Source organism: Mucilaginibacter paludis DSM 18603 (assembly GCF_000166195.2).
Taxonomy (GTDB): domain Bacteria; phylum Bacteroidota; class Bacteroidia; order Sphingobacteriales; family Sphingobacteriaceae; genus Mucilaginibacter; species Mucilaginibacter paludis.
The window spans coordinates 346,948-370,052 of record NZ_CM001403.1 but is presented as its reverse complement, the minus strand read 5'-3'; the positions used below and the strand labels follow the sequence as shown (position 1 = coordinate 370,052).

Here is a 23,105-nt window from a genome sequence, read left to right as displayed (position 1 = left end):
AATTGTGCTCTAAATATTGCATTGGGAATTGTCGGTGGGACACCGACAAGGAGAAAAAAACAAAGTCAGTATAAGCTCTCACCCGCTCTATTTAAAATTCCGGCCCTTATGAAAAAGGTCTTCCGCCGGTTTTGGGGTTTGCTGCCGCGGGTCATAAGCATAAGGGGCAGTTGTTTCGTCTGAGTGGGATAATGTTGTAGTAAGCAGTGCATCATCTTCATGCCCGGTAAGTTTGCGTAGCAGTCCGTTCAGGTTAAAGCAACGGTTTGCAACCACATGAATCACATCGCCTTCTACCTGCAATTTACCTTCCACCATCAGTAGCCGAGCCTGTAAAATTTCTTTGCGGTATTTGGCAAAGGTGCTTTCCCAAACCACCAGGTTAGAATAACCTGTTTCATCCTTAATGGTAATAAAAACTACACCCTTAGCGGTACCGGGCCGCTGGCGCACAGTAATCATACCGGCTACTTTTACCTGGTCGCCGTTTTTTAAATTTTTGAGCTGGCCGGTTGGGGTAACCTTTAATAAATCCAGTTGTTCCCTAACAAAACTCACCGGGTGTGCCTTGAGCGACAGGCCGGTTGTAGCAAAATCCTGTACTACATGCTCCGCAGGTGTCATGATGGGTAAGCTGATTTGCGCTGATGGCACTTGCTGCCCGGTAAACAAACCGGTAGGCTTATCGCTTAGCGCTGATACTTCCCACAGGGCCTGCCGCCTGTCTGATCCGATAGACCGGAACGCATCGGCATCGGCCAGTTTTTCAAGGGCATCCTGAGGTACACCCGCATCATGCAATTGGCATATAGCTTGGTAACCTGTACCCCGGTTGTTGATCAATAGCTGCATATCTTTTTCCCTTAAGCCACTAACCTGGCGGAAGCCCAGCCTTACGGCGTAGTATTTTCCGTCTTTATCTTCCAACGTATTATCCCAACCAGAGTAGTTGATATCCACCTCGCGCACACTTACGCCGTGGTTACGGGCATCATCCACAATTTCAGCCGGTTGATAAAAGCCCATGGGCTGGCTATTGAGTAATGCCGTGCAAAATACGTCCGGGTAATGGCATTTAAGCCAGCAGGAGATGTACACCAGGTGGGCAAAGGCGGTGGCATGGCTTTCGGGGAAGCCATAGCTGCCAAAGCCTTCCAGTTGCTTAAAAATGCGTTTGGCAAATTCCTCCTCATAGCCTTTAGCAACCATGCCGTCAACCAGTTTTTTTCTGAACTGGCTCACCAGGCCCTTGGCTTTAAATGTAGCCATGCTGCGGCGCAACTGGTCGGCCTCGGCTGGGCTAAAACCGGCCGCTACAATGGCTATCTCCATCGCCTGTTCCTGGAACAAGGGGACGCCTTTGGTACGCCCTAAAATATCTTCCAGTTCCTGGGATGGATATTCTATGGGGTCGATGCCGTCCCTTCGGCGCAGGTAGGGGTGTACCATATCCCCCTGGATAGGGCCGGGGCGTACAATGGCAACTTCTATCACCAGGTCGTAAAACACCCTCGGCTTTAAACGCGGCAACATCGACATTTGCGCTCGGCTCTCAATCTGGAAAACTCCCAGCGTATCGGCCTTGCAAATCATATCGTATACCCGGCTATCATCCTGCGGAAGACTCTCCAACGTGAGGGGTAGATTGTAATGCTGCTTCATCAGGCTGAAAGCCTTGCGGATACAGGTTAACATACCCAGCGCCAATACATCCACCTTTAAAATCCCTAAAGCTTCCAGGTCGTCTTTGTTCCATTCCAGTTGGGTGCGGTTTTCCATGCGCGCGTTCAAAACGGGGCAAATATCTGATAGTTTGCAACGCATAATTACAAAGCCGCCGGTATGTTGCCCCAATTGCCGGGGGAAACCCATCAACTGTTCGGTTAGTTCCAGTACTTTTTTTAGTACCGTATCGTCGGGGTTTAAGCCCTGGCCGATGATGCGTTCCCGGTTAAAAGCTTCCTCGCTAAAATCCCAGATGCCGCCACCCAGGCGTTTGATGGTATCTTCGGACAGGCCCATCGCCTTACCCACATCGCGGATGGCGCCCTTATAACGTTCCTGGGTTACAGTAGCTACAATGGCGGCATGTTCGCGGCCATAAGTTTCATAAATCCACTGGATGATCTCTTCCCGGCGTTCATGCTCAAAATCCACATCCACATCGGGCCATTCCTCGCGCGAGTCGGACATGAAGCGGGAAAACAATAAGCGCGACTTATCTGGATTAACCGGGGTAATGCCCAGGCAAAAGCAAACGGTACAGTTGGCTGCCGATCCGCGGCCCTGGTATAATATAGCCCGCTTATCCGCTTCGCGCGTGTATTCATAAATGCGCAAAAAATAAGGTGCCAGTTTGCGTTTCTTAAAAAAAGCCAGTTCAAATTCAATTTGTTTGCGGTGCTTGGGCAATTTGTCTTCTGCAAAAACGGTTTTAGCTCCTTTCCAGGTAAGCTCGGCCAGGTGCTCATCTGCCGACCGGCCATCCGGGCTAACCCAAACAGGCTCGAGGTATTTTAAGGTATCTAACGAAAAATCACAGGCATCGGCAATCTCCATCGTTCTTTCCAAAGCTTCAGGGTATTGCCTGAAGAGGCGCTCCAATTCATCAAGGGGTTTAAGGTACCGCTCGGCATTGGCATGGAGTTTATAACCAGCTGTATGTATGGTGCATTTTTCTCGTACACAGGTTTCCACATCCTGCAATTCACGCCTTTCGGGATTGTGGTAATGCACATCGCCGGTGGCCACCATGGGTACACCCAGTTGTTTGATGCGGTAAAAGCGCTTGGCATCATCACCACTATAGGATCGGCTGGCGGCTATATATAATTGATTGCCTAAGGCTGCGCGGTATTCTTCCAGATCTTGTTTAAAAGCATCATCAAAATCAAAACTTGCATTTAAAGTACCGGGTGGTATTACTATGAATTTAATACCCTGTGCATGGGCGTATAAATCCTTTTTATAAAGTTCGCATTTGCCTTTTTCTGTGCGCAGGTTACCCAGGGTGAGTAAGGCGCAAAGGCGCCCCCATGCGCTGGTATCGGTAGGGTAGGCCAGCAGGCTGGGGCCATTGTGCAGGTCGAGCCGGCAGGCGGGGATAAGGCTGATACCTTTAATTTGGGCAGCCATGTGCGCCCGTACTACGCCGGCCATGCTATTGCAATCTGTAATGGCTATCTTGCTGTAGCCCAGGTCGGCGGCGCGTTCTACCAGTTCATCCGGGTGCGATCCGCCCCGCATAAAACTAAAATTGCTGGTTACCTGTAATTCGGCGTACTTCATGGCGTGTTAAGCAAAATAACCGTGTAAGTACCATTGCGGGGCATTATTATAATGCCCCGAGCGGAAAAGCCAATAGCGTTGCCCGTTTGTATCCTCCACGGCATAATAATCGCGGTGCGCCCCTTCGTCAAGCCACCATTCGCGCTCAATGCGTTCGGGGCCGTCGGCTTTAGCTATGATATGTCTTTTACCTTTATGGATAAAAACTTTGGGTGGATAATCGGGCAATAAGGCCATTACCTCTATCGGTTGGGGCCTGCGCAATAGCCGTATGGGGCGGGGGCGGTCGGCGCGCCATGCCGTTGCAGGCATCTCTGTTAGGGATAAGGCAATTTTAACAGATCGTTCGGGCCAGTAATGTTCGGCAGGCAGATAGCGCATAACCCGTCCGGGCCCTACTTTACCCGCTATCCTGTCGAGCAGTTCGGCCAAAGCCATATCGCCCAGGCCTGGCTGGCCCGCCCAAAGTTTTTCTTGTACGGGGTCAACATCTTCAACCTTAATGGCCTCAAGCAAAAACAGCTCGATACCAAGGGCCGGTTCTATTTTACTGATTTGCAGGCCGAATAATTTTTGGAGGTGTTGCAGGTTATGCGAGCCACGGTTGGTGCTGATGCCTGCCTGTACCTGTTTACCATCTATGCGATAACATTTTAGTATGGCTTTGCGTAAACCCTTACCCTCGGATTGCAGGCGCTGGCATAATGCCTGCAATAGTTTTTCGATGGCAATTTCGATACCCTTATCTGTTTTTATGGGCTCAAGGCAGGGCAGGCGTTCCTGGTAAGGTACGGGCGGCACTAAAGGTACCATTACTTCATCTTCTATACCCAGCGCCTGCTCAAGCCGCAACACCATTGCGGCGCCAAAACGGCGGCGCAACTCACGCTTGGGGATACCCAAAAAACTACCGATGGTATAAAAACCAAGCTTTTGAAAACGATCAAGTGCAGCTACGTCTAAGCGTAGTGCCGCCGGTGGCAGCTTGGTTAGGGCTTGTATTTGTGTGCCGCTTGCAATAATGGGAGTTAATTGGCCATAGCGCGCAACAGCCCATGCCGTGCCAATGGTATCAGCTATTGCGCCGCGGGCATTGTAACCGGCATTTCTTAGTTTATTAATCAATTCTTTTAAATAGCCCCGCTCGCCACCCCAAAGGTGGGCGCATCCCGAAATATCAAGTATCAATCCGTTTGGTGAAGCGGCTGCAACCAAGGGGGTATAGCGGATGCACCATAAGCCCAGTCGCCGTAATAATTGATCGGCCTTGTTGGGTATGGCATCCATCACCTCTAAGCCAATAGCAAGCGCCTTTGCATCGGCAAGGGCCATACCGGCATGTATGCCTTCGGCTTCGGCCATGGCATTGGCGGCAATTACAATTATCCGGTTATGCTCGGGTGCTACAAAAACAAGCGGCAGTTCTTTTAACTCCGGCCGGCTAAGCGTTAACCAGTCGGTAAGTAAATGACGGAACCATATCACCATAAACCGTTTTTGCATCAGCTTTACCCTACTAATAATTGTTGTTCATCCCTGGTTGCGGCTGGTGCCGGTACAAAGCGCCCGCCATGCCACTGCAGTATCCATTTGCCAGGCAAGCCATTACGCACCTTTAATAATTCTACTTCCCAGCGAGGGAAGCCCAGGCCGGGCAGGCCGTCAACAGGCTCACTGGGCAGTGGCTTAATTTGCCAACGGGCTGCCGCCGCAGTTGATTCTATTTTTTTTGAAGCATTACGAAGCACAAAACCAGTGGTATGGCTATGCTCCACAGCCAGTTGGAAGCGGCGTGATTGCTTAAAATCAATTGTGCGCAATTCGCCAATAACGGCTGCCAAACCCGGGCACTTCAGTGCTTCTTCCATCACCCATAACACATCTTTATCTTTAGCGAGTTTGATAAATATTATGCGGTGAGGTTCAATGCCAAAAGCTTTTAAGGCAGAAGGAAAGAGATTATCCGACAGGCTGACCCACAAACAGGCACCTCCTTTTTGCATCAGTACAGAAAGTAAACCGGTAATAAAGCCGCCGCTGGCTGCCGCCTGCTCTGTATTGCTGCATACCAGCTCATGCATGGTGCCGAGCGGAAAGATACCGTTTGGAAATGCGGCTTCGATAGGGCCCAGGCCAATCATCTCTTTTGTGTCTTCCGCGGGGGATCGGTATCCTTCCTGTTGAAGAATTTGCTGCCGGAGCTTACTGATGATGTCTTTTTTATTATACATAGCTATCCTGGTGTTAATCATCCCGGATCACTTGCCCGTTCTGCTTTATTTTTTTACCTGCATTTGCATTACGCGAATTACCTCCCATGATCGGATTGTAATCCTTTATATCCATTTTTAAAATATTGACGGAACAAAAATAATGCTAAAATTTTTAGTATTGTATAGTGTTTGAAAAAAAATTGAGACGATAAAATAGGTGATGCTGTTGGTATTTGCTTTCGCAATCATCTGAATTTTTACAGAATAGGTAGGATAGTGTATAGCAGTTTAGGCTTATTTGAAAAATAGCTTTAACTTGTCCAGCTAAAATTAAAAGAAATTTGAGCCAGCTATTTGATCAGTAATTTTAAAGTTTTCAAAACGAAAATACTGATTGCCAAAAAAAACAGTTGACTATCAGAGATGTAGCAGTTTTCTTTTCTGAAAAGTAAGAATATAAATATCAAATTACGTCGGCATCTTTTAATTATTAGTCCATCGGCTCTGTAAATATTTAATAATTATATTTACAGGCAATTACCTTTGAAAATTGTGAAATATACACTCAACTTAAGTTTTGAACAAATTAAACTCCCCCCATTCCAGGACATTTTAATACTGGCAAGAAATTCACCGCAAGGAAAGATCGGCTTAAGTAAGTCTTTTGAATTATTGTTACCCAACGGTTTTGAGCTGATCGATGTGGAGGACGAGCTGATTGAAGCAGTTTTTGTGCAGAGGAACATACTTCATAAAGTTCCTTCCGAAAAAGTAATTAATATTCTTAGAGAGCATGTATTTCCGTTTATCTCGGAGGGCGAATTGGTTAAAGTTGATTTTAATGTAACGATATCTGTTCATAATATTGAACTGCAAAACTGATCCTTATGATAATTAGTCCTTTTATCAAAACAGATTATTTTACAGTACGTGCTTTTCAGGGAATTAACCAAGTTAGAAAAACGATATTTGAGCACGGAAGCGCGCTGGTAATTTCGGAAGACTCAAAGCCTATAGGCATTATTACGGCTCATGACCTGGCCACCCGTCAGCATAATTTGGTGATCGACTGCCTGACGGATAAGCCCAAAGTAACCAACAATCATCTTATCCCGGAAGTACTTTCTATGATGCAGAAAGTACATTCAGATGCCCTGATGGTTTATGAAGGTGGAGAGCTTACAGGGATAGTGCATAAAAGAGATTTGACGGATTATCTTTGCAGATCAATAGAGCAGCAGAAAACCCTGGTGCATAGTATTGCACACGACCTCAAAAATCCATTGTCGAGTGTTTTAAGTGCCACCTATCTCCTGGAAGATGTTGATGCCGGAGCCGAACATAAAGAACTTGTAAGCCTGGCGCAACAGGCGTGTAATTATGCCAACGGCATCATCAATGATCTGTTATTTAGTGATGGACATAAAAATGAACCGTTAAATAAAGAGCGGCTGGAGTTAAACGAGTTGATTACAGACTGCGTGGAATCTTTTAAGATCGCCCTTCAACAAAAAGATATCCGGTTAAGCACTCCTATACAAGTTGGCGAGTGTTATATAGCCGCCGACCGGATCAAGTTAAAACGTGCGTTTTCCAATTTGATATCCAACGCCATTAAATTCACACCTTCAGGCGGTGGTATCTCTGTTATAACCAATCAGCAGGATAGCCATTTGCTGATCGCTATCAAAGACAGTGGAATTGGTATTTCTGTCGAAATGCAGCCTCATATTTTCGATAAATTTACAAATGCCAAAAGGCAGGGCACTAACGGCGAGGGCTCTACAGGCCTGGGCATGTTTATCACCAAGCAAATTATTGAACAGCACGGGGGGAAGATATGGTTTGAAAGCCAGGAGCAACAAGGCACAACATTTTATATAAAACTGTAATAAGTGGACTTTTATTCTGTGGTACCTTATCGCGATATGGCAAGCAAATAATCCAGGCTGTGCTGTGGTTTTGCGTAAGGCTTGCCCGCTAAACGAATTTGCTGCCCATGGCTGATGCCCTGTAATTGCACATTTTGGTGTGGTACGATGGCTTGAGCATCATCCAATAACTGATAGGCATCTTCTGAAATGATCAGATCGTTGTTCAATTCCCTGGTTTTAGCCTGAAGCCTCGACGCTATGTTAACCGGAAGACCCATAACCGACAGTTGCGGCGCATCATCCAGGCCGAATTCGCCAACAAAAACTTTCCCGGCATGTAAGCCTACGCCAATTTCCAATGGTCCGCCATCATAAGGCTGGCTATGTGCCTCATTAAAAAGGGTAACGGTTTGCAGCATTACTTTGGCCGCCTGGTAGGCATTGTTTACCGATTCCTTCAACTCCGTTTGTAAGCCAAACACGGCATACAAACTGTCGCCGGCAACTTCAACTACCTTTCCCTCAAATTTTTTGATGATCTGGTTAAAAGCTGTGAATAAACGGCGTACAACTTGTACTACCGTTTGGCCGGGCTGAGATTCCATCAGGCCAGTAAAATTCCGGATGTCAAGAAACATGATGGCCAGGTGCTGCTCCTGATCGGGCACAACGGGCATTGGGTTATGTATTAGGTAATTAGTTTCCATGGTAGTGTGAATATGTTTAGTTTTTTAATACGCTTTACAAAGCGTGATTGTCAGTAAAACTAAACCTATGGCAGCCTTGTAACGATAGCAAAAAGGCCAAGCAGATAAAATAATCGGTAAAAGCCATGATTTAAGCGGTGAACTTTTTAAGAACGGAGTACGGATTGTAAATATTAAATAATAATACGAAGTGAGGGGGCTTTTACAACAGCCAAACGATACGGTATATATTTAGGACGATTTTTAAAAGATCGCCATATTCTAACCCGAAAATCCCTGAACACAACGCTCCTGTTTTCTTTTCCGGCCCAGGTATTCTGACGGCAACATGTCATATTTGGATTTGAAGGATTTAGCAAAATAATTTGGTGTTGCAAACCCAACCGTATAGGCAATCTGTGCGATGTTTAGGTCGCTGTTTTCCAAGAGCATCGCCGCCTTTTCCAATTTTATCGAGCGGATAAATTCTACAGGCGTAAGGCCGGTGGTTTCGAGTAACTTATTATATAGCGATCCTCTGCTCATGCCAATATGCCTGCTCAAATCCTCTACTGAAAGTTGTGCATTGGTTAAATTATCTTCGATGTATTTTACAACCGATGCCAAAAATATTTCATTTACAGATTTTACCTTGAGTTCCGTGGTCGAAAATTTGATATGCTTGGTATAGGTCTTTCTTAAAGTCCGGTTTAGAGTTAGCAGATTTTTGATTCTTACATTAAGAATTTCAAAACTAAACGGCTTGTTCAGGTAATCGTTCGCACCAGATTTGAGGCATTCAAGCTGCTTTGCTTCACCGGATGATGCCGTTAGTAATATTACGGGGATATGATTAGTCCTTTTGTCTGTTTTTAACTTTCGGCTGAGCTCCAAACCATCCAAATAAGGCATCATAACGTCACTTACAATCAATTCCGGGTGACATGCCAGCGCTTTTTGCCATCCTTCAAGGCCATTAGTAGCCTCAATAACTTTATAGTGTTGTTGTAAGTTATCACGCATAAAAAAGCGAAAATCTTCGTTATCTTCTACAATCAATATCAAAGGTAAATTCTCATCCCCATTTACCTCCTGTTCAACCGCACCTTCTTTCATAGGTGCTACAGGTAACAGCATGTCAGTTTGTGACATGCTGTTACCTGATGGATTAATCGCCATCTCTTCAAGCCGGAAAGGGAGTTCAATATGAAAGGTTGTTCCAGTCCCTTTTACACTTTCAACGTTTATATGGCCGCCATGCATTTGCACAAATTCTTTAACTATTGACAATCCTATTCCACTGCCCTGATCCGCTACCGCGCCCAAGGCTCTGCTTTGGTAAAAACGCTCAAATATATAAGCCTGACTTTCTTCTTTGATACCGATGCCTGTATCGGTAACTTCCACAACAAGCGAGTTTTCGAGGTTGTTGCGGCCTGTATTTTTAAGATATACCACCACCATTACCTTGCCTCCTTCGGAGCTGAATTTAAATGCATTAGAAAGGAGGTTGAACATGATACGTTCAAGCTTATCAGGATCGAAGGGGATGTTCAGCCGCTCAATGGATGATTTAATAACAAATGCGATCTGTTTTTTTTCTGAAAGATCCTGGAAAGATTCGCAGGCTTCGCGGATAAAGGCAATTACATCGCCCATTACCGGATTGAGTTTCAACTCGCGCTCTTCTATCTTACGGAAATCCAGTAACTGGTTAACCAGGTTAAGCAACCTCCTGGCATTTCTTTTTACTACTTTTAGCTGAACCATCGAGTCGCCGTCCATAGGGGAGTGGTTGATCAGCTTTTCAACAGGCCCCATGATCAATGAAATGGGGGTGCGCAGATCATGGCTCAGGTTGGTAAGAAATTTAATTTTTAACCCATCCAATTCGTGCAGCCGTGCCGATTCTCTTTCGGCTTGTTCCTGCTTAAATTCAAGTTTAAGTTTTTGGATGCCGCGGAATCGCAAATATAGAATGGATGATATGGTCAATATAATATAAAGCAGGTACGCCCAAACGCTCATCCAGAAGGGTGGGGCGATATTGAACTCCAAAGAAGCCGTTTTTTTACTCCATACCCCATCATTGTTAGTTGCTTTTACTTCAAAAGTATATTGTCCAGGGCTTAAATTAGTATAATAAGCGGTGGTTTTGGTACCGGCGTTTACCCAGTTTTTGTCAAATCCCTTTAAGCGGTAATAGTAATGGTTTTCTTGCGGACTGGTAAAATTGAGCGCTACAAAGCTGATCGAAAAGTTTTCTTTATAGGCAAACCTTGCAGTTTTTGCTATAGAAATATCCGCATCAAGCACATCCTGGTTAGCACCACTAATTGTTTTATCGCCGATTTTTAATTCGGTTAACATAATTTCGGGCGGGCGGTTATTAAATTTAATAGATTTTGGAATAACATAATTCAGGCCTTCGCCACCACCAAAGTATAGGGTGCCGTCTTTTGTAATCAAGCCCGCTCCATTTTTAAACGAAGTGTTTTGCACCCCGTTGTAAGAGCTGTAATTAGTAATTTTTTCGGTGGCGGGGTCCAGCCAGCTTATGCCTTTATTGGTACTAACCCATATCCGTCCGTCCTGGTCTTCTAATATTTTATGTACTACCCCGCCTGGCAGGCCATTCTTATCACTAAATAATTTAAATTTTTTAAGATCGGCATTAACCTTAATAAGGCCCTCACCTCCGCTGCCAACCCACATATTGCCGTTGTGATCTTCCAAAAACGTATTTATTTTATTGCTTGGCAGGGTGCCGTTGAACAGGTTAAGTGCCAAAAAATCCTTCTTTAACGGATCATAAATAGCCACACCTGTTCCATATGATCCTATCCACATTCTTCCCTTTCGGTCCTGTTCCAGTGCACGGATATAACCATTGAGCTGTAGATACTGAATACCACGACCCGCAACTGGCCCGTATTTTATAAACAACCCGGTTCGGGGATCATATACATCAACTCCACCGCCATTGGTTCCAATCCAGAGCCTTCCGGCCTTATCTTCTTTCAGGCAAAAAATTTCATTGTTGTTGAGCGCTTTCTCACCATCTCCCTTTAGATAATGTTCCGTACGGCCCCGAAGGGGATCCAGCTTAACTAAACCGTTTTGATAAGTACCCATCCAAAGGTTTCCGTCCTTAGTGCGCTCCAAAGCGAGTATTTTAAGGTTGGCCGACTCTGCGTTCATGCCATTTAATAAAATATGGTTAAACAGGCCGGTTTCCGGATGGTACACGCTTAAGCCGCCGCCATCAGTACCAACATAGATATCTCCTTTATCTCCAGTTGCAAGTGCGCTCACAATTGGCGCGGTAAGTCCAAATTCGTCGTAAGGATTGCTTTTTTTTAATCCGAAAAAAGTAAGGTTGCGGTCAAACTTGTTTACCCCGGCTTCAAAAGTACCTATCCATGATATGCCATCCCTGTCGTTCAGTATGCTGCGGACGGAGCTGCCTGATAAGCTGGAAATGTCGCGTGCAACCGGATAATGGTGAGAAATTTTGCCCGTTTGGATATTAAGGATATCCAATCCATTCTCGGTTCCTATCCATAAGCTTTGCTGATCGCCGATGTTGAGGCAATATACGGTGTTATTGCTCAATCCATCTGAGTTATTCTTGGTAGCTATGTTGTGAAAGCGGTTATGTAATGCGTCATAACTGCTTAAGCCACTGCCTGTGCCAAACCAAAGCGTACCTGACTTGTCTTCCGTAATGGCCCTGATACGATCCCCGCAGATGCTTTCGGGATCGTCATTAAGGTGTTTGAACGCGGTAAAACGTTTGTCGCGGAGGTGGTATCTAAATAAACCATTTCTTGTTCCAACCCAGATATGCTCTTTGCTATCGGCATAAACGGAAAGTACTTCCCCATGACAAATTTCTGTGGGAGCGCCATGGTTTTCATTGAATTTGGTTATGTGCTTAGTATTCGGATCAAGCATATTAACACCACCCAATGTGGCAATCCATATGTTACCTTTACTATCACTGCAAATATTTTTGACATTGTTGCTCGAGAGGCCATCAGCCATCCATTTTGCCCTGTAAGCCGAAAAACAATTTTTTTGTCTATCATACAAATGCAGCCCTTCGTTTGTGCCTATCCAAATTCGGCCCGCTCTATCTTCGTGTAAGCTGGAAATTTCATTTCCCGATAAACTGGTAGAGTCTTTATCATCATGGCGGTAAATAGTAAAATTTAAGCCGTTGAACTTAGTAAGGCCATCATCTGTAGCAAACCATATTAAACCATACTTATCTTTAAGGATAGCGTTGATTGTATTGGAGGGCAATCCGTCCTTGGATGTTAAGCTGGTAAAATGCATATCTTTGTGTTGCGCAAATGCATCCTGCATCATACAAAGCGATACGCATATAGTTACCAAAAGGATATTGTAGTATAATTTTACCATAGGGTTAATTTGGAGCCGTGTCTTCGGGCAATCGTTCCGGTTTTATCCAACACAACGCGTTAAAATAACCAGCTGCTGCTGGTATGGAAAAACCGGTAAAGATGTTATTGAAGTTTACGGAGTACTTTCAATTGGTTAAACAAATATATACTTACTGAATTAAAGCGGATAGAATATATGTTCAAATTACTACAATTAAAGTTCAATAATACCTGTTTTAACATGTATTTTATAATATAAAATACTGAAAAAAAAGGCACTTGCAAATGCTGGACAACTGGTGTAAATATGGTCACTACCATGACTTATTTATAGGGGAAGCCGTTTGGGTTTATCAATAATAAAATAAAGGTTCTTTTTCAGATAATGAAACAACGTGTAATCACTGCTTTTACTTTACGCATAAAGTACAAATATCAAACACCAGTTGCAATGCGCTGTATTCGGTAAATATTGCAAGCTTATGGCTCGGCAAATGTTTTTGAATGGCCAATAGAGATCTTATCTTCTATCGTATTCTATCCCAATATGCCAACCCAGGAAAATCAAATAGTTTACGGTGTGTGCCTTATAAAAATCAGGCATACAATTTATAAGCGGTAATATTGCAAAAGAAGGAAAAGCCTGGTTAGAACTGTTGAAGCTCTTAACCAAGCTCTACCAAACAATAGCCAGATTATAGATTTAATAAGTGGTAATTAAATATTTTATTCCCATTTAAGTGTCACAGAGCCATAGGTGAGCCAAGCTTCAAAGTTAACATAAATTGAGCTCCAATAAATAGGATCTCCATAGCTTGTTACCCTGTAATAAATATATGGGGTAGTGCCATTCGGATAGTCATGCGAAAAGTCATAGGTATAGTAATAATCGTAGTTATTTCCTACAAAAACCAATGATGCAAAACCTTGATCGGCTACGCTTCCAGAAAGCTCCACGTTAGCTGAGTAAGCATTAAGATTTACTGTCATGCTCTGGGTATCTGTGTAAGACATTCCATCGACATACAGCGTTTGGCCGCCGCTCCAGGCAAAACTACCAGAAACAGAAGCAAAAAGTACTACAAGAATTAAAAGTGCTCTTTTCATAATTTTAAAGATTTTAATGTTATATAAGTAGACTGACTATTGTTTCAGGTTAATTGCCATCTCATTACAGATGGTAGTCGGTTGTTTTTGTGCTGGATAAATATTGGAGTATGTTGTTTTTTTCTACCGGATATTTAGTCGTCATCCCTTCAAGCAAATGCGCGGTTATCTGTTTTTCTTTCTGGGATTGTAATACACGCGTTATTTCTTCTTTTGCGTAACTCAAAGGCAAAGTAATTAGCCCCTTTCTGGAAGATACTGAAATCAACCAGTATTCGCCCTTTAACTCAATCGGAGCCGAAATCTGTCCGGGAGGCAAGCTCAAAATAGCTTTGATCAGTTTTGGATCATTGCTCTGGTCTTTAATATTTACTTCTATATCTGTAGCTAAAAGTGAGTTAACACCGATATTCTTTTTGGGCGCCACCATATCTCTTGCTTTTGCTGATAACACCATCCTCTGATGATAGGCTTCCCGGATATCTCTAAATTTATAAACAGAAACCGTGGCAGATTCAAATACCCTGAAATTGTTATTGTGTTTACTATAGTAATCCTCCACTTCTTTTGGTTGGATAGAAATTTTCGGATAAATATGATTTCGTTTGTAATATTCAACAAAGATCTTCTCCCTGTAACCCTGCGTAAATTGCCGGTACTCCTCATTGGCCTGTATATTCATTTGCAGAGCCTCTGCAAACAAATATTGTTCTGTAATAAAGGTGCGGAGCATTTTTTTTACATCTTCCGGTGCAGAAAGAGATCCCATAAACATCGGTTCGTTATTCACAAATTCCTTAAAATCCGATACGCTATATTTAATCCGTTTGCTGCCTAATTTATAGCTTGCAAGCACCAGTTCAGGATCAACTCCGGGCCAGCTTTTTTCGCGGGCATTAAATTTTGAAGTTAGTTCTTTAATGGCAGCGTCATCCATTTCAAGCTTAGCCTCATTAAATATGCGTTTCTGGCTCTCCCAATTGGATTTCTGTGTTAGCCCCAAAAGCAACTCCTGTTTGATACGGGCCTTCTCCTTTTCGTAGGGCTCCTGGTTTACCTGCCGCACACTTGTTACATGTGCTGTTATGTATGCGTCTTCGGTTTCAACCGGACCTATAACATCCCCGGTATTGACTGTGTCGATACGACGATAAACGCTAAGCGGGTAATAAGGGAATTGTAGAGAAATGTTAAAAATCTTGATATTCTTGTCACCTGATACCTTTTGCTTAATGATGTTAAAATCTTTCGCCTTTGCCTGATACTTATCTGACAGATTTTTAGAAGGAAACCAGATAACCTCCAGTAGGTATACTTGAGACCTTTTGAGATATGCTTCTTTTATCGCCTTGTCCGTGAGTTGAAAGTCAGGCTTAACTTTACCATTCAACAGGGACCGATCAGTACTTGCAACATACGCCCGTGAGGCATATTCTGTAAGCTTATTTAAGTCGCTAATGGTATCGTATCCATGATCTAAAGCGAAAGCAACTATTCTACCATCTTCAATTAGCTTATCTTCTAAAGCCTGATCAGTAAGAAGCTTATACCTCTCAGCTTTTCTTTTTAACTCAAATTCCGTTGTTGTAAGTTTATACTTACCAATCTGTAGAACCACGTATTCTTTAGTTGTTGTATTACAACTTAGAATGGGGCTAACCAGTAAAATAGCAATAAAAATTTTAATTTTCATGGAGCAATTGGTCTGATATAGCCCCGACCTGTTTATGTTGGGTAGTATTTTAAACTTATCGATATTGAGTCCGCTCCGAAAAGTAATTCATAAAAAACAAAAAAGGAAGCATTAGAAGTAATGTAACGAACCATCTATATGCTAAACATATTCATTTGAATTTTTTGCTTTTTGTTACTTCTCGGAGCGGACTAAATCTTAACCGCTATTTTATTGTTACATCAAAATATTCGGCTTTTAGACCTCTGTCACGAACAATCAGCGTATCCTTGGTAGCGTATTTTACATTTAAATTTTTAAAGTTAACGCTATAATCCAGGTAGATTGCGCTCCGGTCGGCTCCTCCTATGCTGTTTTTTTCGCCATTTGAAACAAATTTACCAGTGCCGGCAATATCAAAGCTACTTGAATTGCCCCCTACAGTACATGTCCCGTTATCGGCAAAAGTGAGCACCAGAGTAAAAGTAACATTGGTGCCGGCGCTGTTCTTGATAGACAATGCCAAATTAGCAGTCTTTAAAGAAGCTGTAGTAATGTTAACTAACTGGTTATTTTCAACATAAGGCGTATGGCGTACTGCGGTAGTAGTTGATCCGTCTGCCTGCGTTATTTGATCTGTCCCTTTTCTTAAATAGTTTGCCTGCCAGGGGTTAACATATTTAAGGCCGTAAAGTACATAGTCTTTAGGCTGAGTTGTCCAGTCGGAAGCCTTAACCCGTGACGGATTTGAAACGGCCGTCTTACCTCTGAGAATAGAATCTGCGCCGGTTACTTTAGTCATCACCAAGGGAATGACGTAGTTGTTGGTCAAGGCGTTCGGATCGGCAAAAAAGGCATCGGTTAACTGCACTTCCACACCGCCGAGTATGCTTCCTGCCGGAATTTTGATCTGGTTAGAAGCCAACTGATAATATTGCGCAGGCATCGGCAGAATTTTAGGGCCGTTGTTGTTGTAATAAAGGTTATTCAGCAGTGATTCGTCAACCTTCACATCTATCACAACATCTTTTTTATTTTCGTATACGCCGCCCAATGTGGCCTTAACAGATACCTTATGTTGGTTATCCAGCGTATTATCTATAAACAAGTCTTCTCCGAGTTCAACAGTCCTTTCTGGGTACTGGCTGGCAAAATAGACCGTGGAGTAGGTGAAATTAGGATATTCGATCTTGTCATTTTTGCAAGATGCCAGCAAACCCGCCGAAGCCGCCAATCCCATCATTATTTTATTAATTTTCATGTTATTTAATTTAAAACCCATTATAGTTATCTCCACCCCTGATTTTGTGAAAGCAGGTTGTATTTCAAAATCTCCGAATTGGGGATAGGCCCGTAGTACATATAACTCTGGTACGAACGCGTTTCCACACTGTTCAGCGGAGTGTAAACGCCCGCGTTCACATCCATTCCTCTTGCTGTTTCGTTCAATTTAGTCAAATCAACCTTCCATCGGCGAAGGTCCCAGAAACGGAAACTTTCAAAGCATAATTCCAGGCGGCGTTCATTGCGAATCAGATCGCGCATTTTACCTTGATCGCTTTTTACTTCCTCTAAATAAGGGTCGGTATTTAAATTGAGCGCTCTTTTCCGGATTGCCTTGATCACGTCGTATGCCGAATAAGCTTGAGTTCCCACTCCGGTAGGCCCCCAGGCCTCGTTGGCGGCCTCAGCGTAAGCGAGATACATTTCGGTATAGCGCAGGCGGGGCGTATAGTGCGTTTGTCCGCTTATTGAACTCGAATTACGGTTAACATCCATCCTAAGGCGCTTTTTCATGTAATAGCCTGTGCGTGTAGAAGTTGACCTTATATTTATTCCGTCGTCAGTACCCGATGCACTGCCAGTTTTGATTACCGCATTACTTACCCCTTCGGTACTTCCGTTGTAAATAATATATGCTGCGAACCTCGGATCTCTGTTTGTATACGGCGCGGCGGCATTGTAATTTGCGTTAGGATGATCAATGGGATAACCATTAGCCATTGGAAAGGCGTCTACCAGGTTTTGAGTGGGGTTCATATAGCCGGTACCGCCCAATGTAGGCGGAAAATTCTGGCCTTCCTGGGTACCATCATTGGTTACCAGGTTTTCTCTCCAGATGATCTCGGCTGGATTACTACCATTAGACAATCCGCTAATTTCACTCTTATTGGCATAATAAGTAACACCCGTCGAAGGCAAAGCGCTAATTCCGCCTTTGTAATTGATCACTGCCGCAGCGTAGTTAGCGGCATCTGCCCATGTTGCAGGGTTAGTACTGTTCTGGAAGGCCGGGCTCGCTGCCAACAAAGCTGTCCTGGCCCGGAACGTCTTTGCTATCAATCCGTTAAACAATTGCCGCCCGTACTGCCCCATCACCCGGTTATACGTATCCGGATTCTGGGTAAACTGTTTAAAGCGGTCAGGAATCTGCGCAACTGTACTTATATCGTTATATTCTACAGGAAGATAAACTTCTGCGCTGTCAAGATCTTTGTAAATCTGTTTAACACAGGCATCAAAACTTGCACGTGGTACATTGAATACCGAAGTAGGGGTTTGATACTGGGTAATGATAGGTACACCTAACAACTGCCCGTTGCTGCCAACTCCGCCATGATTACGCAATAAAAAATACATATAAAGGCCGCGCATACCGAAAGCCTCGCCCCGCATCCGGGTGTTGAAAAGCTTTGCCGCCTCGGGGTCTGAAGCCCATTTAACCTTATTTGAGTTTTCAAGAAAAAGGTTAAGATACTGCATGGCCTCGTACGACGAATTCCATACAGAAACAGGATTATTAGAGGCCGTCCATGACCCTGTGGCCATCGTCAGATAACTATTGGTCAACTGGTTAGTTACGGCATCGTCTGTGGCATAATCTGAATTGTCGTAGTAAGTCGGTATCGTTCTGTAAGCATTGATCAAAAAACCCTGGGCAAAATTGGCATCAGTGTACATTTGGTCAACCGTCTTCAAGTTTTCCGGCTCCGGGTTGAGGATCTTTTTGCAGCTTGTAAAAAACAAAACTGCCAATCCGATAAATATGATATTGAATTTCATATAATTTAAGCTTTACATAGTTAAATTAAAAAGAAGCCTTGGCGCCTAAGTTAAAAAAGCGAGTTTGGGGCGCCGATCCGATATTGGTCTCCATCAATTGACGCTCTTTTGATATGACAAGCAGGTTATCACCCTGTGCATAAACGCTCAGGCCATGCACAAAGGATTTTCTGAAAACCTTGTTGTCGAAATCGTAGGTAACCTGAACCCGGTTCAGATTAAAACGGTTTACTTTGTACATCCAAAAAGTAGAGTTACGGAAATTGTTGCTACTATTGGTTGTTAAGCGCGGATAGGTGGCTGTATTTTTGGTTGCCTCTGTCCAGCGGCCCCATACCACGTCAGAATATTTACTGCTGCCGCCAACCCAGTAATAGGAGCTGTTTTTGAAACCAACAGCACCACTGGTGCCTGAACCTAATGCAAATAAGGTGAAGTGTTTCCACTTAGCCGTAAAGTTAAGCCCATACGAAAACGGAGAAGCAGCATAGCCGGTATGCCCCAGGTCTACCTGATCCTTGCTATCAATTATACCATCATTGTTGATATCTTGATATTTCAGGTCGCCTGGCTTTACCGTGCCAAATGTTTGACGCGGGGAATTAGCTATATCAGCCTGGCTCTGAAAAAATCCTTCACTGATATATCCATAATTGGCATCCAGAGCCCTGCCTGTCCTGGCCAGGTAGCTTTCTTCGGGTAGCTCATCCCTGCGCAGTACTTTAGAGTTGTAATACATTCCGGATACCCCTAATGAATATTGTACTTGCCCAATCTGTTTGTTCAGGTTAACCGTGAAATCAAGCCCGGTACGTTTTTCCTTATTATAATTGATCCAGGGGCGAAAATCACCCCAACCGGAAAAGTAAGACGGATAAATGGAAGTGCCACGGGCAAGCAGGCCGTCGGTGGTTTGTGAAAAGTAATTAACGTCAAGCGTAATCAGGTTTTTAAAAAGCGATCCGTCAAATCCTACTGTCAACTCATTCCGCTTTACGTATGTCAAATCAGGATTATCTGCCTGGCCCGAAAGCGTTGTGAACCCGCCAGCCGAACCATCGCGCCACTGATACCAGCCGCCAAGAGTAGCGGTATTACTGTAGTAGCCTTGGTATAGGTAGGTATCGGTAGCAGCGCCACCGGCCCTTGTGCCTGTAATATCAATGTCCTGCTTAATAGATGAATAAGATGTTTTTAACTTCAGATCGTTAATAAAAGAAATGTTGTTTTTAAAGAAATCTTCATCACTAATGCGCCATCCGAGCGAAACCGTTGGCGACAAGGCATTACGCTTTCCTGGCGGCAATTTAACCGAATGCACTACCGCGCCCGAAAAATCTACATAATATTTGCTCTTGTAGTTATAGCCTGCCTGGAAACCCAGGTTCAAATTTTTAACAGGTTGATAAGTACTTCCGCCATTATTATCTTGATCGCTCGAGAATTGCGATGTGTAGCCCCATCCCAATAAAGTTGCCGTAACATGATGGTCGTTTGCAAAAGTACGCTGATATCCAAACTGCGATCTTAAAGAAATGGTTTGTGTGTAAGATGATACTCCAATAAATTCATTAGTAGAGTTTCTATCTACGCCATACTGAGTCAGAGCGGTAATCACGTCTTGCCCGCTAACGGTAGACCAGGTGGGCTGGTATGTTGCGTAAGGCAATTGGTAGGCTTCAGAATATATGGAAGAATAATCCATACTGGTTATTGCTTTAAAGGTTAAGCCTTTTAAAATCGAACCCAGATCGGCTCCTAAACTCATATTGTACAGAAATGTGCTCGACTTGGTTTTAATGTAACCGGCCGCCAGCATATCAGACAATACATTGGTTTGGCTTGAACTTACCCCGCCAAGCAAATACTTACCATCTATAAGGTGGTTGCTATTTTTGGCAATGGCTTGCAGCGAACTATTGTTAGGATCTAACATACTTACGGGGATATATGGCGAAAACTTGTTGAAATTGGCAGTAACTGATGAAGTTGCTCCCCAGAAATCACCTCTCCCGGTATAGTTGTTGGTATTTACGGCCACGGCATCTACAGATGCAGTAAGCCATTTATTAAGGTTCATGTCAACATTTCCCCTGATATTGAAAACGAAATCGTTATTGTTGTTCCATTCGCCAAATTTTACCAGGTTATTATTGTATGACATGCCAATATTTGTATAATACCGGGCAAATTCATTCCCACCGGATACCTCCGTGGTTACATCCGACTTTACATAAGCCTTTTTGAGGTAGTCGGAACCTAAAAGATTAATATCAGGATACTTGTAAGGGTTTGCACCAGCCCGGGTATTGTTAATCTGGTCGGATGTATAACCGCCTCCCGAGGTCGCAATCCCATCGTTGGTCAACGCCTCATTGTATAAGGTCATATAGTCGGCCGCATTAAGATATTTAGGGTACGATTTTGGCAGAAAAACGCCGGTATTGGCGCGTACATCAACTTGCAGTGGCTTCACGCTTCCACGTTTCGTGGTGATCAGGATAACACCCTTAGCGGCAGTACTTCCGTAAAGTACAACAGCACTCCCGCTTTTAAGCACTGTAATGGACTGTATCTCTGTCAGGCGGATATCCGAAGCACGCCGGGGTATCCCATCAACCAGTACCAGTGGTGCCTGGCCCCAAACGTTCCCTGTATACCCTCCTACAAAACTTCCCAAGTTATCTAAGCTGTAGGTGCCGTAACTTTTTTTCATGATGTCGGATATGTCAACAGTGGATGCTGCCCCCAGCAGATCCTGCTTAGCAACCGTTCGGAACGCCAGATTTACAATACTATCCTTTTTTTCCTGTGCACGCGCTCCTGCCAATCCGCATAGCAAAAAGACTAAAAGGACACAGTAGTTTTTTATATTTTTTCTCATCATTTTGAATTTTAGATTACCAACCGGGATTTTGCTTAAATTCACTATACATGTTCACGTCTTGTGGCTGGAAAGGCAACCAGTAATGCCGCTGGCTCAATTGCCTTTCGAACAATACCGTTTCTCTGAAATTATTTACCTTGGCATTTTTAGGATCAGCGTATACCTGGGCGTTAGGAAGCCCCCTGTCAAAATCAACCGATTTTTTATAGGTATATGGGCGTTCGGTTAAAAGCAGCCAACGGCGCAGATCAGTAAACCGGTGCCCTTCAAAGGCCAGTTCAACGGCCCGCTCGCGGCGCAATTCGCTCATGAAACTTGTTGTCGACCCGAGAAATTTGGCGGCCACTCCCGCTACACCCGCCCTTTGGCGTATCTTGTTAACAGCATCAACCGCAGTAAGATCATATCCGGTGGCATTACTTTGAGGGGTGCCGTATCCGTTTGCAACCGCTTCAGCATAAAGCAGGTAAACATCGGCCAGCCTCATCAAGCTTAAAACAACGGTGTTATTGTCCTTGTATCCGTCATAATCGTTCTCAAACTTGGAAGTAAATTTGGAGTTTAAATACCCTGTCCATACTTTTTTGTTGCCGTCGGACGTCCTGTAAAGCCCACCTGTAAAAAGACTGGCATACTGCCTGGAGTCATTATTACCCACACTGGCGGCACTAAGCACACATTTGTCACCATCAACTATAATGTCGTTATAAAAACGGGGATCCCTGTTTTTCCATGGATATGACGGATCGTAGCCACTTTCGGGATCAGCCTTTTCAGCATCCGGAATGGGCAAACCGTTTGCCATGCCATAATAATCCACGTAGTTAGCTGTAGGATATACTTTGATTCCTGTTGGCTGAATAGTGATGGGGCGATAATCGTTTACCTGGTTCCAGCGGAAGCGGCCAGCGGCACCAGCCAGGTTTTCCAGGAATATGGCTTCCTTTAAGCCCGGAATTTTGCCGTTCTGGTTCCAGGTGTAAAATATATCCCTGTACTGTGAAAACGGTGCCAATTCATAACGTGCGGTAGATTCTGTTATTTGCAAGGCCTGAGCCAGGGCATCGGCAGCCTTTGTGCAATAGGCGGTATTATAGGTACTGTTACCGGTGGATTCCCTGTTCATCAAAGGGCTCCCTGCCCACAGGTAGTCTTTCCCCATAAAGGCAAGCGCCATAATTTTATTGATACGCGTATTATTTTTGCCGCTCGTTTGTTGTCCGGCAGTTGTGGCATCCCAGTCAACCGGGAGCAACTCAGAAGCCTTTTTTAAATCGGCCGCAACTTTGTCTGCCGTAGCCTGGTAGCTGAGGCGGGAAAGCTTAATGACCTGATCGGTAGGGTAAACCTGATCTATATAGGGTAGCCCACCCCACCATTCCATCAAAGCAAAGTGGAAATACCCTCTGAAAAAGTATAATTGCCCTGCAATCAGGTTTTTTTCTTCTTGAGTGGCATCGGTCAGTTTGTCAAGGTTTGCCAGCCCCAGGTTCGCCTTCCTGATGGCATACCAGGATAAGCCCCAAAGCTGCCCTTTTGAGCTGTTTTCATCGCCAGTTGATGGGTTTCCACCAGTACCAAGGAAATTATAATACGTACTTGTCCAGGCCGGATAATTACCCTGATCGATCTGGTAAGATATCAGCCTGGTTTCGCCAACTTCCCAAAATTCATCTTCGCCAAGGTTAAAGCTGTTATGAGCTTGAGCCAGGCTCAGCAGCGGGATACAGTTATACAGTTCTTCTGTAAATCCCTGAAAGTTCCTGAAGTTTTTATAAGGGTCGTTTGCCGCTATATCGGCAAGAGGCGTCCTTTCAAGATATTTTTTGCAGGAATCCAATGAACCGGCGCCCATCACCATCATGATGGGTAACAAAATTTTTGTAAAAAACTTTTTCATTTTCAA

General features: G+C 44.0%; 13 protein-coding genes. 2 read left to right on the top strand and 11 right to left on the bottom strand.

Annotated elements, in window-relative coordinates:
• Positions 1–87 precede the first annotated feature (87 nt).
• From MUCPA_RS01385 to MUCPA_RS01375, 3 genes are read right to left on the bottom strand one after another with little or no spacing between them, the layout of a single operon-like run.
• On the bottom strand, positions 88–3,288 hold the full coding sequence (locus MUCPA_RS01385; RefSeq protein WP_008504025.1) for an error-prone DNA polymerase: 3,201 nt from the start codon (positions 3,286–3,288) through the stop codon (positions 88–90).
• Positions 3,289–3,294: 6 nt separating this feature from the next.
• Positions 3,295–4,791, bottom strand: a complete 1,497-nt coding sequence (locus tag MUCPA_RS01380) for a Y-family DNA polymerase (RefSeq protein WP_008504024.1) — start codon at positions 4,789–4,791, stop codon at positions 3,295–3,297.
• A 5-nt stretch (positions 4,792–4,796) separates the two neighbouring features.
• The gene (locus MUCPA_RS01375; RefSeq protein ID WP_008504023.1) at positions 4,797–5,519 is read right to left on the bottom strand and encodes an ImuA family protein; all 723 of its coding nucleotides are present in this window, start codon (positions 5,517–5,519) and stop codon (positions 4,797–4,799) included.
• 534 nt (positions 5,520–6,053) lie between these two features.
• Between MUCPA_RS01375 and MUCPA_RS01370 the strand changes: the two genes are divergently transcribed.
• Together MUCPA_RS01370 and MUCPA_RS01365 are read left to right on the top strand one after the other, a co-directional pair.
• Complete coding sequence (locus MUCPA_RS01370; RefSeq protein ID WP_008504022.1) at positions 6,054–6,383, top strand: hypothetical protein; 330 nt, start codon at positions 6,054–6,056, stop codon at positions 6,381–6,383.
• Positions 6,384–6,388: 5 nt separating this feature from the next.
• Entirely contained in the window at positions 6,389–7,393 is a 1,005-nt protein-coding gene (locus tag MUCPA_RS01365) for a sensor histidine kinase (protein ID WP_008504021.1), read from the top strand.
• Positions 7,394–7,419: 26 nt separating this feature from the next.
• Here MUCPA_RS01365 and MUCPA_RS01360 read toward each other — a convergent pair whose 3' ends face one another.
• From MUCPA_RS01360 to MUCPA_RS01325, 8 genes are all read right to left on the bottom strand, one after another.
• Entirely contained in the window at positions 7,420–8,082 is a 663-nt protein-coding gene (locus MUCPA_RS01360) for an adenylate/guanylate cyclase domain-containing protein (RefSeq protein WP_040625603.1), read from the bottom strand.
• Between the two features lie 261 nt (positions 8,083–8,343).
• Positions 8,344–12,489: a hybrid sensor histidine kinase/response regulator transcription factor gene (locus MUCPA_RS01355; protein ID WP_083839297.1), complete on the bottom strand. Its 4,146-nt coding sequence runs from the start codon at positions 12,487–12,489 to the stop codon at positions 8,344–8,346.
• Between the two features lie 707 nt (positions 12,490–13,196).
• Positions 13,197–13,577 carry a hypothetical protein gene (locus MUCPA_RS01350; protein WP_008504018.1) on the bottom strand — a complete coding sequence of 127 codons (381 nt, stop codon included), beginning with the start codon at positions 13,575–13,577 and terminating at the stop codon, positions 13,197–13,199.
• A 64-nt stretch (positions 13,578–13,641) separates the two neighbouring features.
• Complete coding sequence (locus MUCPA_RS01345) at positions 13,642–15,270, bottom strand: peptidyl-prolyl cis-trans isomerase (protein ID WP_008504017.1); 1,629 nt, start codon at positions 15,268–15,270, stop codon at positions 13,642–13,644.
• A 205-nt stretch (positions 15,271–15,475) separates the two neighbouring features.
• Complete coding sequence (locus MUCPA_RS01340) at positions 15,476–16,510, bottom strand: DUF5627 domain-containing protein (RefSeq protein ID WP_008504016.1); 1,035 nt, start codon at positions 16,508–16,510, stop codon at positions 15,476–15,478.
• A gap of 26 nt (positions 16,511–16,536) precedes the next feature.
• A complete protein-coding gene (locus MUCPA_RS01335; RefSeq protein ID WP_008504015.1) occupies positions 16,537–18,312 on the bottom strand; it encodes a RagB/SusD family nutrient uptake outer membrane protein in 1,776 nt (591 codons plus the stop codon).
• Between the two features lie 25 nt (positions 18,313–18,337).
• On the bottom strand, positions 18,338–21,199 hold the full coding sequence (locus MUCPA_RS01330) for a SusC/RagA family TonB-linked outer membrane protein (RefSeq protein ID WP_040625600.1): 2,862 nt from the start codon (positions 21,197–21,199) through the stop codon (positions 18,338–18,340).
• 13 nt (positions 21,200–21,212) lie between these two features.
• On the bottom strand, positions 21,213–23,099 hold the full coding sequence (locus MUCPA_RS01325) for a RagB/SusD family nutrient uptake outer membrane protein (protein ID WP_008504013.1): 1,887 nt from the start codon (positions 23,097–23,099) through the stop codon (positions 21,213–21,215).
• Positions 23,100–23,105: the final 6 nt, after the last annotated feature.